The sequence below is a fragment of the Hafnia sp. HMSC23F03 genome (assembly GCF_001816025.1).
GTDB classification, from domain to species: Bacteria; Pseudomonadota; Gammaproteobacteria; order Enterobacterales; family Enterobacteriaceae; genus Hafnia; species Hafnia paralvei.
This window is the reverse complement of record NZ_KV824242.1, coordinates 14,617-31,151: the sequence shown is the minus strand read 5'-3', so window position 1 is coordinate 31,151 and position 16,535 is coordinate 14,617. Positions and strand designations below refer to the sequence as shown.

The following is a 16,535-nucleotide window of genomic DNA, read 5'->3' as shown; positions in this document are numbered from 1 at the left end:
CGAATATGAAACGAGTCGGTGTAGTTTTAAGTGGTTGTGGTGTTTTTGATGGCGCGGAGATCCATGAGTCTGTCTTAACCTTGTTGGCGTTAGATCGTGCGGGGGCTCAGGTTCATTTCTTTGCGCCTGATAAGCCGCAGATGCATGTGATTAATCACCTTACTGGCGAAGAGAGTAGTGAAAGCCGCAATGTGTTAGTTGAGTCTGCACGCATTGCACGTGGGAACATCAAACCACTGTCTCAGGCCGATGCTGGTGAGCTTGATGCGCTCATCGTCCCCGGCGGTTTCGGCGCAGCCAAAAACCTAAGCTCTTTTGCTACGCAAGGCGCAGAGTGCTCTGTTGATGCCGAGCTACAACGTCTGGTTCAGCAGATGCATCAGTCCGGAAAACCGTTAGGTTTTATTTGTATCGCGCCCGCTTTGCTGCCTAAGTTGCTAGGTGTACATACTCGTTTAACTATTGGCAACGATCCTGATACTGCCGAAGCGATTGATGCCATGGGCGGTGAGCATGTAGTTTGCCCAGTGGATGATATTGTGGTCGATTTGGATCAGAACGTGGTGACAACGCCGGCCTATATGCTGGCAAATTCGATCGGTGAAGCCGCTCAAGGTATTGATAAGCTGGTTGCAAGAGTGCTGGAACTGGCTGAATGAGTAGGCGGCGCGGGCAGAAACACGGTTTGTTAGGACGAGTGCGCATTTGGAGCCAAAGAGTCATTTTAGGCATTATCGGCGTTTGGTTGGCTGGCATTGTTATCTTTGCCTTTCTGCCCGTTCCGTTTTCTGCTGTGATGGTGGAGCGTCAATTTGGTGCATGGCTTACCGGTGATTTTGGCTATGTAGCCCACCAAGATTGGGTGCCAATGGATGAAATCTCTCCCTATATGGCTCTTGCCGTGATTGCCGCAGAGGATCAAAAGTTTCCTCAGCACTGGGGATTTGATCTTGGGGCGATTGAATCGGTCATCGACGGTAGTGAAAAGGGCGATAAGCCGGTTCGTGGGGCGTCGACTATTTCACAGCAAACGTCTAAAAACCTGTTTTTATGGGATGGACGTAGCTGGATTCGTAAGGGCTTGGAAGCAGGGCTGACGTTGGGAACCGAAGTGGTGTGGACTAAACGCCGCATTCTCACGGTTTATCTCAACATCGTCGAGTTTGGTCCTGGCGTGTTTGGCGTGGAAGAAGCGGCACGTCGTTACTTTCATAAGCCAGCCAGCCGTTTGACGGCGTCTGAAGCCGCATTGCTTGCTGCGGTGTTACCTAATCCGCATCGCTTTAGCGTCAAAGCCCCTTCAGGCTATGTGTTGCGTCGTCAGCAGTGGATTTTGCGCCAGATGAGGCAGCTCGGTGGGGAAAGTTATCTCAAGCAAAATAAATTGAATTAAGCGGCGTATTAGTTTGTCACCGCTCAATGCTAATAAAAATCCCCGCTGAAGCGGGGATTTTTGTCTCTAACCGAGTACCATCGTCAGGTTATTTGAGAATAGTAAATGCGGTAGTGACATGCTTCACGCCGCTGACCTGACTGGCCGCTTTGGCTGCAGCCTGACCTTCTTCCTGAGTGACTAAGCCAAGTAGAAATACTTCGCCATTTTCGGTGGTCACTTTCACGTTAGAAGATTTAACGGAATCGCTAGTTAATAGCTGTGAACGCACCTTGGTGGTAATCCAAGTATCGCTGGAGGCTGTGCCTAAGCTCACAGGTTTGCCGGTCCGAATTTCGTTGTAGACAGCGTTAGTTCCATCTACGCCCATGGCTATCTGTTTGGCTCGAGCGCCCAGATCGGCTGATGGTACCTGACCGGTTAACAATACGGTGCCTTGGTAAGCGGTGGCAACGATACGGGTTTCTTTCTTCAATTGCTCATCTTTGCCGAGTGCATTCGACACACGGGCTTCGAGCGTACCATCATCGACCTGTGTCCCTACACTGCGGGGATCGGTGGCGGTCTTGGTGGCCACGGCAGCACTACCGACAACGGCAGCGGCGATACATCCCTGAAGCAATAGCGCGCTCATCACGACGAGTGCAATTGGAAAACAGCGGGTTAACGGGGAACGCTTAGTCATCGAGACTCCTTCAATCATCCTGATGGGGGAACAACGTATTATCAATTAAGTCACAGAGGCAATTGACCGTAAGCATGTGCATCTCTTGAATGCGTGCGCTGCGGTGTGAAGGTATGCGGATTTCCACATCCTGCTGTCCAAGCAGCCCCGCCAGTTCGCCTCCGTCATAGCCTGTTAGCGCCACGATGGTCATGTCGCGGGTGACTGCTGCTTCAACGGCTTTCACGATGTCACGGCTATTACCGCGCGTCGAGATCGCTAGCAAAACATCACCTGCGTGACCGAGGGCTCGAACCTGCTTGGCATACACTTCATCATGTAGCCGATCATTGCCTATCGCTGTTAAGACCACATTATCCGCATTTAGTGCAATGGCGGGTAAACTTGGGCGTTCGGTCTCGTAGCGGTTAATCATGCTAGCGGCAAAATGTTGGGCATTGGCGGCGGAGGTGCCGTTACCGCAGCAAAGAATTTTATTGCCGTTCAGCAGTGACTGCACCAGCGTCATGGCTGCGCGAGAAATGGCGTCGGGCAAAGCCTCGGCCGCAGCAATCTGAGTTTGAATACTTTCTGTAAAACAGCCTTTAATTCTTTCCAGCACGGTAAATGTCCATTGGTTCAGGTAGCTAAGGCGAAATTATTCAGTCGCCGTAAATGCGTTTGGCAGCCATTGTAACTGGCTACCCGTGATTGCCAAAACATCAAAGCGACAATCTGTGGTTTCGAAGCTGCCGCCGCGCTCAGCCAACCAGATAGCGGCACTACGCAATAATCGGCGCTGTTTGGTATAGCTGACCGACGCAGCCGCGTCGCCATAGAGAGAGGATTTACGATAGCGAACTTCAACAAACACCCAAATATCGCCATCGCACATAATCAAGTCTAACTCGCCGCCACGTAGCGTCACGTTAGCGGCGTAAAAACGAAGTCCGGCACGTTCAAGATACTGGCGCGCGAGTAATTCATACTGCGCGCCGATTTGTCGCCGGTTACTTTTAGGCTTACCCACTATTGCATCGGAACGATGGTTCCTGAGCGGTACTGAAGCCATGGCAACTTCCTGTTGATGACACAGTTACTGTCAGCACTCAGAACACCGGTTGAGCCATTTAATTGGAAACCACCAATTTGGCGCATCTGCGAGAAGTGGTTCGCAAGAACCCAAGCATCAGCACCCATGGCATACAGGCGTACCAGAGAGTAGTCGTTTTTAAACTGAGACGCGGCTTGCTGCAGTAACGCTGGATTGCCTCCTGCCAGTAATGGAATGTCGCTAAATTGCAGTCCATCCATTTCTAAACGGAAGTCAGGACCAGAGCCTGCCTGATAGCTACGTGAGCTGGCATACAAGCCTAGTCCGTTACGCGAACCGTTGGCTAAATCGATCATAGGTTTAATCAACGTCAGTTCAGCTGGTGTTGCGATGATGTAAACCGCATCCACGTTGCCGCTGGAGGTGGAAACAGCACCTGCATCAGCAGGAGGCGCCGGAATAGTTAAACCCGCAATCGTGACAGACTGAGGCTGTGATGCCGCGGCGACCGAGACTGGCTGGCCAGTCATACGAATACCAGAGCCGCCGTTGATGGCTTGACGAAGTTCTCCCGTTGAGCCAAAGCCTTGCTGGAGAACGGTAGAACCGCCGAGTTGTTGCCACTCTTGCGCAAAGGCTTTCGCCACACGATCGCCCAATGAACCTCGTGGTGCCAAAATCAGCGGAGAGCGTTTACCTTGCTCCCAGATATGTTTCGCCGCATCACGAGCTTCATTTTCTGGTGACAGCGCGAAGTAACAGATATTTGGATTGTTCTGTACTTGTTCTGGCTGGTTAAGTGCTAATACGTTCAGCGGCGTGCTGGTGGTAGATAGCTGATCAACGTTCTCTTTAAGTAATGGGCCGACGACCAGCGTTGCGCCGTCCTGCTTGGCCTGTGCCAGAAGCGCCGGCAGTGGCTGGCTGCTGGTATCATAGACTTTAATCTGCGCATTGCTGGCTGAAGGCGGCACGATAGGCGCAATCGGCATGCCATCAGCATCCGCTTGTGTTGTTGGTGCTATTGGTGCTGCTTCGGTAGCGGGCTGTGTACCGCTGGTGCTGACTGCGCCGTTAGCGTTTGGATCTGTTGTGGTTGGCTGCGTTGCGTTGGTATCGCTAGGCGCTGCGGCAGGCTGTGGTTGAGTTGGTGCGCTTTGAGTTATTGCCCCATTTTTCGCTGCATTGAAGCCCGCCTGTATGGCGTTAGCAAAAACTTGAGCCTGACCATTCATCGGCAGTAATAAAGCGACGTTTGAGGTTGATGCCTGTTTGAAATTCAGCACGTTATCCAGCGCAGTCGGTAAAACTTTTGACGCTGGATTGTTTGGGTAACGTGTTTGCCAATCTTTAATTGCGGCCTTGAGCAGGCTTGGGTCTTGCTTGTTGTCTTGATAGAGACGCAGCAGATCCAGCCAGCCTTGAAGAACGTTTTCGTCCGCGTTGATCACCAGACTATTGAGATCGGCCTGTGTCAGTTGAGTTAATGCGGCCCAAGTACCATTGATGTTTTGCACGCGCTGTTTGTCGTTGAGCAAAGGTTCTTGAGCTATATAGGCACGAATAACAGGCAGCGAGGCTTTGCCTTGGCTCGCGTCGATGACCGCCTGATAATAGCGTGCCTTTTGGCTATCAGAGAGCGAATCGATGTTTAGCTTGGTCAAAATTGCCGATGCATTAGGCATGTTTTTTTGAGCAATGTAGAGTTCAGCGCTCACTAACTGTTCTTCCTGACGTTGGACATCAGTTAGCTCTTGCGGTAGCTTGCCCAGCAATTCCGCAGCTTGTGGAAGCTTTCCTTCGCGGATCAGGGCACGAATGGCGAGTAATTGCCAGTCAGCCTTGTTATCATCGCTGCTCTGCTGCATTTGTTGCAGGTAGTATTCGGATGAAGACGTTGCTTCAGCCTGAATATCTGCCGCTGGTGTCTGTGGAGCTCGTCCCGGGCAACCCGCCATTAACATAGCGGCGAGTACGACGGGGATAATGCGTCCGGACTTGGTACGGACTATGAGTGAGGAAAGCATACTGTATCCAGTGCAGTTTTTTCAAAGATGCTCAATATTAAATCGGTAAACCGGATGAAACAATGAATCAAGACGATCAAGCTGTAATTTCTACTGCAACGCTGTATGTCGTTCCGACTCCAATCGGGAATCGCGGCGACATTACCCAGCGCGCTTTGGATACTTTGAAAGCGGTCGATTTGATTGCAGCAGAAGATACTCGACACACAGGCCTACTGTTACAGCATTTTGCTATTAATGCCCGTCTTTTCGCTCTACATGACCATAATGAACAACAAAAAGCAGACCAGTTGATTACAAAACTGCAAGAAGGTCAAAGCATTGCATTAGTCTCAGATGCCGGTACGCCTCTTATCAATGACCCTGGCTACCATTTGGTTCGCCGGTGCCGTGAGGCCGGTATTCGCGTCGTTCCTCTGCCAGGTGCCTGTGCGGCCATTACTGCTCTGTGCGCGTCAGGGATTGCCTCTGACCGCTTCTGCTACGAAGGTTTCCTGCCAGCGAAAACCAAATCGCGTAAAGATACGCTGCAGGCGTTGTTGGAAGAGCCACGCACGTTAATTTTTTATGAGTCTACCCATCGTCTGATTGATAGCCTGAAAGATATGGTGGAAGTGATGGGGCGCGATCGCTATGTGGTATTAGCGCGTGAGCTGACCAAAACATGGGAAAATATCCACGGCGCACCGGTGGGCGAGTTACTCGACTGGGTATTAGACGATGATATGCGCCGCCGTGGTGAAATGGTGCTGATCGTTGAAGGCCACAAGGCCGATGAGGATGCCCTTCCTGCTGAGGCATTGCGTACTTTAGGCCTGCTGCAAAAAGAGCTGCCGCTGAAAAAAGCGGCTGCTTTGGCGGCGGAGATCCATGGCGTGAAGAAGAATGCGCTGTATAAATACGCGCTTGAGAACGCAGAGGGTGACAAATAGGGCGTAATACCCTATTATCCGCCGCGGAGTTGACTAGACAGTCGCCGCTTCATTGCCGTCCCCTTCGGGGAGACAGATGGAGGGGAGGAAAGTCCGGGCTCCATAGGGCAGGGTGCCAGGTAACGCCTGGGAGGCGCAAGCCTACGACAAGTGCAACAGAGAGCAAACCGCCGATGGCTCGCGCAAGCGAGATCAGGTAAGGGTGAAAGGGTGCGGTAAGAGCGCACCGCGCGGCTGGCAACAGTCCGTGGCATGGTAAACTCCACCCGGAGCAAGGCCAAATAGGGGTTCACATGGTACGGCCCGTACTGAACCCGGGTAGGCTGCTTGAGCCAGTGAGCGATTGCTGGCCTAGACGAATGACTGTCCACGACAGAACCCGGCTTACCGGTCAACTCCCTCATTCGTTAAAAAGCCCCGCGAAGCTTATGCTTGGCGGGGCTTTTTGCATCATATATCCGTTGCGCGCTTTGCGCTGTTCAAAAGGATTGTCCTGCAACTCAAATTATTTGGGTTATATGTGCTTCTTCTGGTCTTTTTCCGACGACTGCGGGCTTTCAGTGGTAGAATCGGCGTCGCTATGTTCTTCAGGATCTTCTTCCACCGGCGTATTGGCCGTCAGTAAATAAGGTGATTGTTGCCAACGTGAACGCCGCGTTTGCAACAGCGAGCGTGCCAGAATAATACCTATCGCTAGAGACAACAGCATCATCAGCCGCAACAGATTGGTGGTGTTATCCACTTGCTGAGATTCGGTTGCCAGCACATGAGTATCTAGCGTCATACGCAGAAACCCAATCGGGCCATCTTTGGTACTGATCATTTGTACTATCTGGTGGTTAAAGTAGCTGCCTGCGCGTTTTCCATCGAGAGCCAGCCTGTCACGCACCGCCACTTTTTCCCCTGAACGGGCGACCATCGTGCCATCAACGTCGTACACGCTAGCATCTAAAATACGACTATGCTCTGTCAGTCGATTTAGGATCTGCGTGATTTTTTCACTGTCAGGATCGTCGTTGCCGGTATTCATCAATGGAATGAGGCGATCGGAAACCTGTTCGGCCAACGTTTGTGCCAGTTCCTCCACCTGTTCAGAACGTGCCATTTGGTGGCTTAAACTGAAATAGGAAGCGCCTTGCATTAAAAGCACTAATAAGGCCAAACAAATCAGCACAATAGCGGTGCGATGGAGCCTGAATTTAATTTTAGCCTTAACCATAGCTAGCCCTATAAGAGGTTTATCACTTTATGTTGCCAGAAGCCTTACCGATAGGATAGCTTGATGCTCGGTTTTGTGGTGGCGATTGAAGTCTTCAAAGGAGTTGTTGTTATGCCAAACAGTCTGACTTATTGCGATTTGCCTGCGGAAATTTATCGTTGGCCGGGCTTACCCCTTTCCCTGAGCGGCGATGAAGTGATGCCGCTGGATTATCGCGCTGGTCACACCGGATGGCTTCTTTATGGACGCAATCTGGATAAGACCGCGCTATGCGCTTTTCAACGTCGTCTCGGCGCGGCCATGGTGGTGGTAACCGCATGGTGTATCGAGGATTATCAGGTGATCCGACTTGCGGGTAATCTCCCCGCTCGTGCGAAAAAGCTAGCCGATGAACAGGGGCTGGATATCGCCACCTTGGGTAAAATTCCTCATTTGCGCACGCCCGGTTTGCTGGTCATGGATATGGACTCCACCGCCATTCAAATTGAATGCATCGATGAAATTGCGAAATTAGCAGGCGTCGGTGAGGAAGTTTCAGCGGTCACCGAGCGTGCAATGCGCGGTGAGCTGGATTTTAAAGCCAGCCTGCGTGAGCGAGTCGGTAAACTAAAGGACACTGATGTCTCGGTGCTCGAAACGGTGCGGGCAACGTTACCGCTAATGCCGGGGCTGAGTAGCCTAATACGTAAGCTTCAATCTTTGGATTGGCATGTCGCCATCGCGTCCGGCGGGTTTACCTATTTTGCTGACCATCTACGCGATCGCTTTGAGCTGGTAGACGCGGTATCAAATCATCTCGAGGTTAAGGATGGTAAACTCACAGGCAAAGTTATTGGGCCGATTGTTGATGCTCAATACAAAGCGGATACCCTGTTAAAGCTGGCGGAAAAGCTGGAAATACCGTTGTCGCAAACGGTCGCTATCGGGGATGGTGCCAACGATCTAAAAATGATTCAGGCGGCCGGTTTAGGTGTGGCTTTCCATGCGAAGCCAAAGGTATATGCACAGGCTTCGGTGGCTATTCGCCATGCGGATTTGATGGGAGTACTGTGCGTTCTGAGTGCAAGTTTGAAGCACGAGGAACGCTAGCCGTTTCATCCCGTTTCAGTTTCCCCTCTTGATTGAGGGGAGCTCGACGATGATATCTACTCTGCATTTTCTGCCGTAATCATTAAGAGTCTGTATAAAAAAACAGTAAATATCCCTTATCTCCTGTTAGAATTCCCCATCTTCATTTGTGACTAACACCGTTCTAGGAGTCTTCGTGGCGAAAGCAATCAAACGAGCCTTTGTCTGCAACGAATGTGGTGCGGATTATCCGCGTTGGCAAGGGCAATGCAGTGCCTGTCAGGCGTGGAATAGCATTACTGAAGTCCGTTTAGCGGCTTCCCCTGCGGTGGCGCGTGCGGAGCGGTTGTCAGGTTATGCGGGCGACGCGGGCGTTAGTAAAGTACAGAAACTGTCTGAAATTAGTCTCGAAGCGTTGCCGCGTTTTTCAACCGGATTCGCCGAGTTTGACCGAGTCTTGGGCGGCGGTGTGGTGCCAGGCAGCGCGATTCTTATCGGTGGTAATCCTGGCGCGGGGAAAAGTACTCTGTTGCTGCAAACATTGTGCAAGCTCTCACAGCAGATGAAAACCTTGTACGTAACGGGGGAGGAGTCTCTCCAGCAGGTCGCGATGCGAGCCCACCGCTTGGGACTACCTACCGATGGGCTGAATATGCTATCGGAAACCAGCATCGAGCAGATTTGCCTGATCGCCGAACAAGAGCAACCAAAGCTGATGGTGATCGATTCGATTCAGGTTATGCATATGGCCGATATCCAGTCATCGCCGGGCAGTGTGGCGCAGGTTCGTGAGACGGCGGCTTATTTGACTCGTTTTGCCAAAACTCGCGGTGTTGCTATCGTGATGGTTGGGCACGTAACTAAAGATGGTTCACTGGCGGGGCCGAAAGTTTTAGAGCACTGTATCGACTGTTCCGTGTTGCTGGATGGCGATGCGGATTCTCGTTTCCGTACCTTACGCAGCCACAAGAACCGTTTTGGCGCGGTGAATGAATTAGGCGTGTTTGCCATGACTGAGCAAGGGCTGCGCGAAGTGAGCAACCCTTCTGCGATTTTCTTGAGCCGTGGTGAAGAGATTACTTCGGGTAGTTCAGTGATGGTGGTTTGGGAAGGAACGCGCCCGCTGCTGGTCGAAATTCAAGCGCTGGTAGATACGTCGATGATGTCAAATCCGCGCCGCGTAGCGGTTGGATTGGAACAAAATCGTTTAGCCATTTTACTTGCTGTTTTGCATCGTCATGGCGGCTTGCAGATGGCGGATCAGGACGTGTTTGTCAACGTCGTTGGAGGCGTTAAGGTGACGGAAACTGGAGCCGATTTGGCGCTATTGATGTCACTGGTTTCTAGCCTGCGCGATCGCCCATTACCGCAAGATTTGGTGGTGTTTGGTGAGGTTGGATTGGCGGGAGAAGTACGCCCAGTCACCAGTGGTCAGGAACGAATTTCCGAGGCTGCAAAGCATGGATTTAAGCGCGCTATTGTTCCTCATGCGAATATGCCGAAAAAGCCGTTGCCAAATATGCAGGTCTTTGGGGTGAAAAAGCTCTCTGACGCTTTAGATGTGCTGCAAGATTTATAAGTTTTTACCCGTCCTACCGCGCGAATTATCTCGCGTATAATCGCGGCATTCATGCTACTTTTGTTTAGTTAACTAAACGTGAGGAGGCGTGAATGTCGCAGTTTGATTATCTAAAGACCGCCATTAAGCAAAAAGGCTGCACATTACAGCAGGTGGCTGATGCCAGCGGAATGACCAAGGGCTACCTTAGCCAACTGCTGAATGAAAAGATCAAAAGCCCAAGTGCGCAAAAGCTTGAGGCTATTCACCGCTTCCTCGATATTGAATTTCCTCGAAAAGCCAAGAGCGTTGGCGTGGTCTTTGGCAAATTCTACCCCTTGCATACGGGACACATTTATTTAATTCAGCGTGCCTGTAGTCAGGTCGACGAACTGCATGTGATTTTATGCCACGATGAGCCTCGCGACCGAGAACTGTTCGAAAACAGCGCGATGTCACAACAGCCGACCGTGAGCGATCGCCTACGTTGGTTGTTGCAGACATTCAAATACCAAAAAAATATCCGCATTCATTCCTTTGACGAACAAGGTATAGAGCCTTATCCACACGGGTGGAAAGTGTGGAGCGACGGGATGAAGGCGTTTATGACCGAAAACGGGATTACACCGAGCGTGATCTATTCCGGTGACAGCCAAGATGCGCCGGTGTATCACGAATTCTTTGGTATGGAGACGACATTGATTGATCCCGAGCGTTCATTTATGAACATAAGCGGAGGGCAGATCCGTCACGATCCGTTTAGATATTGGGAATACATCCCCACCGAAGTGAAGCCTTTCTTCGTGCGCACCGTGGCAATTCTTGGTGGCGAGTCCAGTGGAAAATCAACGCTGGTGAATAAGTTGGCGAACATTTTCAATACCACCAGTGCGTGGGAGTATGGTCGCGACTATGTCTTTTCACACCTCGGTGGTGATGAGATGGCTCTGCAGTATTCTGACTACGATAAAATTGCATTAGGGCACGCTCAGTATATTGATTTTGCAGTAAAATATGCCAATAAAGTGGCGTTTATTGATACAGATTTTGTTACTACGCAGGCATTCTGTAAAAAATACGAAGGGCGGGAGCATCCGTTTGTTCAGGCGTTGATTGATGAATACCGTTTCGATCTCATTATTCTGCTGGAGAACAATACGCCGTGGGTGGCGGATGGGTTGCGTAGTTTGGGAAGCTCAGCAGAACGCCGAGAATTTCAGGACCTGTTAGAGCAAATGCTGCGAAAGAATAATATGGAGTTTGTTCGCGTTGAGTCATCCGACTATGACGAACGCTTCCTGCGCTGCGTCGAATTGGTTAAGCAGATGCTGGGTGAGAATACGGAGCAGGCTTAAAATTTCAGCTGAAAGTGAATAGAAGAGCTAATTGTCTATTCATTTTCAGCGTCGAAAATAGGCAAAAAACACTGACTCGGCCTAAATTGTGTGACTTAATGTTATTAAGTATGTATTTCTATCATATTTATTATGTGATTTTTGAATGATGCTTTCGGTATTATTTTCTATATGAATTTCCCCCGCCGTTTTTTTGACTCTTCATTTTAATTATTTTTCAGTAAGCTTTCTTATGTATTGATATGACAGAATTTTTTATTCAACTCTTTTTACCCGCATAATAACTAGGTGTATTCTCTCTGGCTCTACATTGTCTGAGCGCGGGTGAACCATCTATTTTCTGCTGTTGCCTACCAAGCTAACTAATTTATCTGTGCATTGTCATAGTGATATGTCATAGGGATTTTAATCCATTCTCTTATTTTACCGCTTCATCGCTGTTGAATTAATTTGCTGTTATTAGGCGTGCACTATGATTAGTAGCATCGCCATGCACTCCGTATGTTGGTTTCTGGGAGAGTTAGAATGAGTATGTCATTTAAACCGTCAATGATTGCACTGCTTTGCGGCATTGGCGTTGTTGCGGTTGCGGGTACGGTTTTGGTGAAAAATGGATACATTAGCTGGCAACAGCCCAAGGCCGCAGAAACTCAGCCGGAGACGCCGCCAGTCGCGCCCGCGGCCAAAACCTTCACTCAGCCACAGCTCGATCAGCTCGTGGCACCTATCGCGTTGTATCCCGATCCGGTTTTAGCGCAGATCCTGATGGCATCTACTTATCCCTCTAACGTGGTGCAGGCCGTGCAGTGGTCACGTGATAATCCTAAGGCTCAGGGGGATTCTGCGGTTAAGTTAGTCGCGAATCAGCCGTGGGATCCTAGCGTTAAGTCATTAGTTGCGTTGCCGCAGTTGCTTGCCCTGATGGGGGAAAATCCTGAATGGGTACAAAATTTGGGAGATGCGTTTTTAGCTCAGCCAGATGATGTGATGAACACGGTACAAAAGCTGCGGCAGGCGGCGCAGAAAAATGGATCTCTGACCTCTAATGCGCAACAAAAGGTGATTGTCCAACCGGCCAAAAATGCTGTGAATGGTCATAGCACCAGTAAATCGACGACCGTAGTTGAATCGCAGCCGCAGACCATCATCATTCAGCCAACCAATCCTCAGGTTGTTTATGTACCAAGCTATAATCCTAATGTGGTGTATGGCACTTGGGCGACGCCTGCCTATCCGCCTGTTTATTTGCCACCGCCCCCGGGAGAAGTGTTTACCAATAGTCTAGTTTCAGGAATCGGTTTTGGGATTGGTGTCGCGACGACCTATGCCTTGTTCAGCAGTCTGGATTGGGATGATGACCATCATGACGATCACCACCACGACGACGATTATCACCATGACGATGGGCATCACGATGATTACCATGGCGGGGGGAATTATCATCAAGGCAATAACTACGCCAATAACAGCCATGTGAATATCAACGTCAACAACTATAACCACATCACCGGGGGAAATATCGGTGGTGCAACGCAGTGGCAACATAATCCTGCCTATCGTGGAGGGGTGCCATACCATGACCCAGCCACTTCGCAGAAGTTTATCTCCGGAGCGACTCAGGCCAACGTGGGGGGCAGCTCGGCCAAAAAAGTCGATCTTAGTTCACTGCATACTCAAGACGGAAACCCGTCGGTGTTATCCGGTCAGACTCACTCACCTGCAAGTCAGAATCTGAAGGCCATTGCCCAGCGTGATAACCTGCGTGGTTTTGATAACGGTGCGACCCGTATGACGGGAACGGATGAACAGAGACAAAATGCAGCGGCGGTTTTCAACCAACAAGCTCAGCATAATTCGTTAGGCGGAGCGGCGGCTAACCAACCCGATCAGCGTCGGCGTAATGCTGAATCTGTTTTGCACGAACGGGCCCAATCATCGACCCCTGCACGTCAATCAGTACATCCATCCGTGAATCCATCAGTGAATCAACATCCTGTTGCGGCCAGAAATTCAGTGGAGCAACGACCCGCCCATAACAATCAGGTGGGGGAGTCACATTTTAGTGCGGCGCAGAATCATAGCCAGCAGAATGGCTTCCAGCAGCATAATAACCCGCAAGCGGTAAACCAATTTAATCGACAGCAACACGCGAATCTGTTCAGTGGTAACGCTAGCAGCGCCCCGAATTGGCATCAACAGCAAGAGCGCGGTAATCAGAGTCGTCAACGGATGAGTAGTGCGCCGACCCATCATGCGCCGTCGCGCCCGTTACCTGAGCACAATAATTTGCAACTGCATCGTCGCTAGTTTACGAGGAATTATGATGAGCAAAATAAGGCATTTCCTGATTGCGGCGAGCATGCTAGCTCTGCCCCTATCGGCACTAGCGCAACAGGTGTTCGAACAGCCAGAGCAGGCCGCGCAGGCTCTTGTGAAAGCTATCGCCGATAATGATAGTGAAGCGTTAAAAAATATTCTCGGTGACGACTGGCGCCAATATCTGCCCGAAGACAGCGTGGATCAAACAGCGGTAGATCGTTTTCTTCGCGATTGGCAGGTATCTCATCATATTGAACAACAAGGTGATTCCGCTTATCTCAATGTTGGTGATAATAACTGGCAACTGCCTTTACCGATGGTAAAAATTCAAAACGGTTGGTCCTTTGATATGCAAAAAGCGGCTGATGAGATCGAAACTCGCAACATCGGTCGTAATGAGCTTTCGGCCATCGGTGCGATGTCAGCCTTTGTGGATGCGCAGAAAGAGTATTGGGCGCGTGGTATGGATCAGTATGCACAGAAGATTATCAGCAGCGATGGGAAAAAAGATGGCTTGTACTGGCCGGTGAAGGAGGGAGAAGCACCTAGTCCGTTAGGCCCTGCCTTTGGACAGGATCATCCCGGTACCGATTATCATGGCTATTACTATCGTATTCTCTCTGCGCAAGGCGCTTCGGCTAAAGGCGGTGAGCTTAGCTATCTGGATAACGGAAAGATGACTAAAGGTTTTGCGATGCTGGCATGGCCGGTAGCGTATGGTCACAGCGGAATAATGAGTTTTATGGTGAATCAGGATGGCGTGGTATATCAGCGAGATTTAGGTGTTGATAGCGACGCGTTGGCGCGCAAAATCAGCCTGTTCGATCCTGATAAAAATTGGCAGGTCGTTCAGTCTCATTAATGCATAAAAGCCTCCCCTTAACGGGGAGGCTGAGAGCGAAATCATTAAAACTCAATCACCATCTTGCCGCGCATGCGTCCTTCGGCAACTTTGTTATGGGCCTTTTCCAGATTTTCGATAGAAAAACCATGCAATGTATCGCTGAGGGTTCCCTGTAGCTTACCTTCATCAACCAATGCCGCGACCTGTTGCAGAATTTTGCCCTGTTCGGCAATATCCGGCGTATTGAACATACTGCGGGTATACATGAGTTCCCAGTGCAGAGCAGCGCTTTTCATTTTTAGTGCCGACTGATCTAATGGGTGGCTGTTTTCCACGATGGTACAAATTTGTCCCTGTGGTGCGATGAGATCGCTGATTGCCGCCCAGTGTCCGTCAGTGTCGTTAAGACAGAAGATGTAATCAACCTGCTTGATATTGTGCTCAGCAAGACCACTTTTTAGATCATGCCAATCCACGGTGAGATCGGCTCCGCGTTCTAAACACCATTGAGCCGAGGATTTATTTGAAGCCGTGGCGATAACCTTCACTTTGCTATTCAGGGCAGCCAGCGAAATGGCGAGCGAACCCACGCCGCCTGCACCGCCGATGATCAGTAACGTTTTATCCGCATCGGCGTCTTGAACTTTCAAGCGTTCAAACAAACCTTCCCAAGCGGTGAGCGTGGTGAGTGGCATTGCGGCAGCCTGTGCCCAGTTCATACTTTTAGGCTTGTGCGACACGATGCGTGAGTCGATAAGCTGTTGGGTGCTATTGCTACCGGGACGAGTGATGTCACCGGCATACCACACTTCATCTCCAATGCTAAATCCGCTGACTTTACTGCCTACAGATAGCACGACGCCGCTGGCGTCCCATCCTAGAATGCGTGGCTGTTCCAGCCCGTTTTTAATGAGGTTGGCACGCACTTTGGTATCTACGGGGTTGATGGAAACGGCTTTGACCTCAACCAGCAAATCGTAATCCGTTGGCGCTGATATTTGCGGGTGGATGACGGTAAATTCTTGTGGGCTGGCGGGATTTACTGCGATTGCGGTAATAGTCATGTTGAAACTCCGATGTAGGGGGCAGGATTGCGTTGCATGAAACCAGTGTAGATGAGCCGAACCTTGATGATAAGATGGACAATCACTAACGAAGTGTTCTGATTTAGCGAACAATGGAGTGAAATGTTTAATCAATTACAGGACATGGCCTTATTTGCGCTGGTGGTCGAGTGCGGAAGCTTTACGTCGGCGGCACAGCGCGCAGGGTTGCCTAAGTCTAGCGTGAGCCAGAGGGTGAGCAATTTAGAGCAGCAGCTTGGCCTACGTTTGCTAAATCGAACGACGAGGCAGTTAAATCTCACGTTTGCCGGAGAGCGCTATTTAGTGCACTGTCGAGAGATGATTCAGGCGGCCGAACGTGCCGATCTGAGCTTGCAACGTTTGAAGGAAAATCCGAGCGGGCGACTTCGAATTACTGCTCCGGCTGGGATTGGCGCGACGTTATTAGCTCATGTATGTAGCGATTTTCGCCTAAGCTACCCAGAAGTGAGTTTGGAAATCTTCATTTCAGATGTCATGCGCGATTTAGTTCAGGAAGGATTTGACGTTGCGTTACGCACGGGGAAACCTCAGGACTCTTCGCTGGTGGGACGCCGCTTAGGATATTCGCCGCGCTATTTATTGGCCTCTCCCTCCTATCTTGCTCAACATCCAGAGCTGGAGCATCCAAAACAGCTAGAGCGGCACCAGTGCATTGCCCATCGTGCGTGGCATGAATGGGTATTGCAGCGCGGCGGTGAGTTCTATCGCTGGGAGCTGCCGATGGATCATGCTGCTGATAATTTACTGTATGTGCGCGAGTGTGTTCTGGCCGGCGCTGGGATTACGCTTCTGCCCGCATTTTTATCGCAGGAGCTGGTGGAGCAGGGACGTTTAGTCCGAGTGTTGCCTCAGTGGGAAGCTGAGGGAAATGAGCTGTATCTTGTTTATCCTAGTCGAAAATTGAATTCTCCTGCGCTGGATCGCTTTATTGAAATGGCTCTCAACCATGCTTCTTTTGCTGAATACAATCAGGCACTCCGTTAATAGACAATGAAA

15 protein-coding genes and 1 other RNA gene are annotated in these 16,535 nt (G+C 50.4%); 10 read left to right on the top strand and 6 right to left on the bottom strand.

Annotated features, from left to right (window positions below; genetic code table 11):
• The first annotated feature begins 5 nt into the window (after positions 1-5).
• On the top strand, positions 6-659 hold the full coding sequence (gene elbB, locus HMPREF3091_RS18720; RefSeq protein WP_004091299.1) for an isoprenoid biosynthesis glyoxalase ElbB: 654 nt from the start codon (positions 6-8) through the stop codon (positions 657-659).
• Positions 656-1,393, top strand: a complete 738-nt coding sequence (gene mtgA, locus HMPREF3091_RS18715; protein ID WP_070717952.1) for a monofunctional biosynthetic peptidoglycan transglycosylase — start codon at positions 656-658, stop codon at positions 1,391-1,393. The genes elbB and mtgA overlap by 4 nt, the downstream gene beginning before the upstream one ends.
• 88 nt (positions 1,394-1,481) lie before the next feature.
• Here the strand turns inward: mtgA and dolP are convergent, their stop codons facing one another.
• From dolP to HMPREF3091_RS18695, 4 genes are read right to left on the bottom strand one after another with little or no spacing between them, the layout of a single operon-like run.
• Positions 1,482-2,078, bottom strand: a complete 597-nt coding sequence (dolP, locus tag HMPREF3091_RS18710; RefSeq protein WP_070717949.1) for a division/outer membrane stress-associated lipid-binding lipoprotein — start codon at positions 2,076-2,078, stop codon at positions 1,482-1,484.
• A gap of 10 nt (positions 2,079-2,088) precedes the next feature.
• Entirely contained in the window at positions 2,089-2,679 is a 591-nt protein-coding gene (gene diaA, locus HMPREF3091_RS18705; protein ID WP_004091302.1) for a DnaA initiator-associating protein DiaA, read from the bottom strand.
• A gap of 36 nt (positions 2,680-2,715) precedes the next feature.
• Complete coding sequence (locus HMPREF3091_RS18700; RefSeq protein ID WP_035502891.1) at positions 2,716-3,129, bottom strand: YraN family protein; 414 nt, start codon at positions 3,127-3,129, stop codon at positions 2,716-2,718.
• Entirely contained in the window at positions 3,087-5,138 is a 2,052-nt protein-coding gene (locus HMPREF3091_RS18695; protein WP_070717946.1) for a penicillin-binding protein activator, read from the bottom strand. Before HMPREF3091_RS18695 ends, HMPREF3091_RS18700 begins: the two co-directional genes overlap by 43 nt.
• Before the next feature lie 62 nt (positions 5,139-5,200).
• On the opposite strand from HMPREF3091_RS18695, the gene rsmI reads away from it, so the two are divergent.
• On the top strand, positions 5,201-6,070 hold the full coding sequence (gene rsmI / locus HMPREF3091_RS18690) for a 16S rRNA (cytidine(1402)-2'-O)-methyltransferase (protein ID WP_070717945.1): 870 nt from the start codon (positions 5,201-5,203) through the stop codon (positions 6,068-6,070).
• 25 nt (positions 6,071-6,095) lie between these two features.
• An RNA gene (gene rnpB, locus HMPREF3091_RS18685) (RNase P RNA component class A) lies at positions 6,096-6,473 on the top strand.
• Positions 6,474-6,584: 111 nt separating this feature from the next.
• Here rnpB and HMPREF3091_RS18680 read toward each other — a convergent pair.
• Complete coding sequence (locus tag HMPREF3091_RS18680) at positions 6,585-7,289, bottom strand: YtjB family periplasmic protein (protein ID WP_070717942.1); 705 nt, start codon at positions 7,287-7,289, stop codon at positions 6,585-6,587.
• A 111-nt stretch (positions 7,290-7,400) separates the two neighbouring features.
• Here HMPREF3091_RS18680 and serB point away from each other — a divergent pair, with 111 nt between their 5' ends.
• From serB to HMPREF3091_RS18655, 5 genes are all read left to right on the top strand, one after another.
• Complete coding sequence (serB, locus tag HMPREF3091_RS18675) at positions 7,401-8,378, top strand: phosphoserine phosphatase (RefSeq protein ID WP_035502904.1); 978 nt, start codon at positions 7,401-7,403, stop codon at positions 8,376-8,378.
• A gap of 175 nt (positions 8,379-8,553) precedes the next feature.
• Positions 8,554-9,936, top strand: a complete 1,383-nt coding sequence (radA, locus tag HMPREF3091_RS18670; RefSeq protein ID WP_008815188.1) for a DNA repair protein RadA — start codon at positions 8,554-8,556, stop codon at positions 9,934-9,936.
• A 92-nt stretch (positions 9,937-10,028) separates the two neighbouring features.
• Positions 10,029-11,270, top strand: a complete 1,242-nt coding sequence (nadR, locus tag HMPREF3091_RS18665; RefSeq protein ID WP_070717939.1) for a multifunctional transcriptional regulator/nicotinamide-nucleotide adenylyltransferase/ribosylnicotinamide kinase NadR — start codon at positions 10,029-10,031, stop codon at positions 11,268-11,270.
• 525 nt (positions 11,271-11,795) lie between these two features.
• Complete coding sequence (locus HMPREF3091_RS18660; protein WP_070717934.1) at positions 11,796-13,577, top strand: DUF3300 domain-containing protein; 1,782 nt, start codon at positions 11,796-11,798, stop codon at positions 13,575-13,577.
• A gap of 16 nt (positions 13,578-13,593) precedes the next feature.
• Positions 13,594-14,451, top strand: coding sequence for a DUF2950 domain-containing protein (locus HMPREF3091_RS18655; protein WP_070717933.1), 858 nt, complete (start codon positions 13,594-13,596; stop codon positions 14,449-14,451).
• 44 nt (positions 14,452-14,495) lie between these two features.
• Here the strand turns inward: HMPREF3091_RS18655 and HMPREF3091_RS18650 are convergent, their stop codons facing one another.
• Positions 14,496-15,497, bottom strand: a complete 1,002-nt coding sequence (locus HMPREF3091_RS18650; protein WP_070717929.1) for a zinc-binding alcohol dehydrogenase family protein — start codon at positions 15,495-15,497, stop codon at positions 14,496-14,498.
• Between the two features lie 123 nt (positions 15,498-15,620).
• Here HMPREF3091_RS18650 and HMPREF3091_RS18645 point away from each other — a divergent pair, with 123 nt between their 5' ends.
• On the top strand, positions 15,621-16,523 hold the full coding sequence (locus HMPREF3091_RS18645) for a LysR family transcriptional regulator (protein WP_004091317.1): 903 nt from the start codon (positions 15,621-15,623) through the stop codon (positions 16,521-16,523).
• The last annotated feature ends 12 nt before the right edge of the window (positions 16,524-16,535 follow it).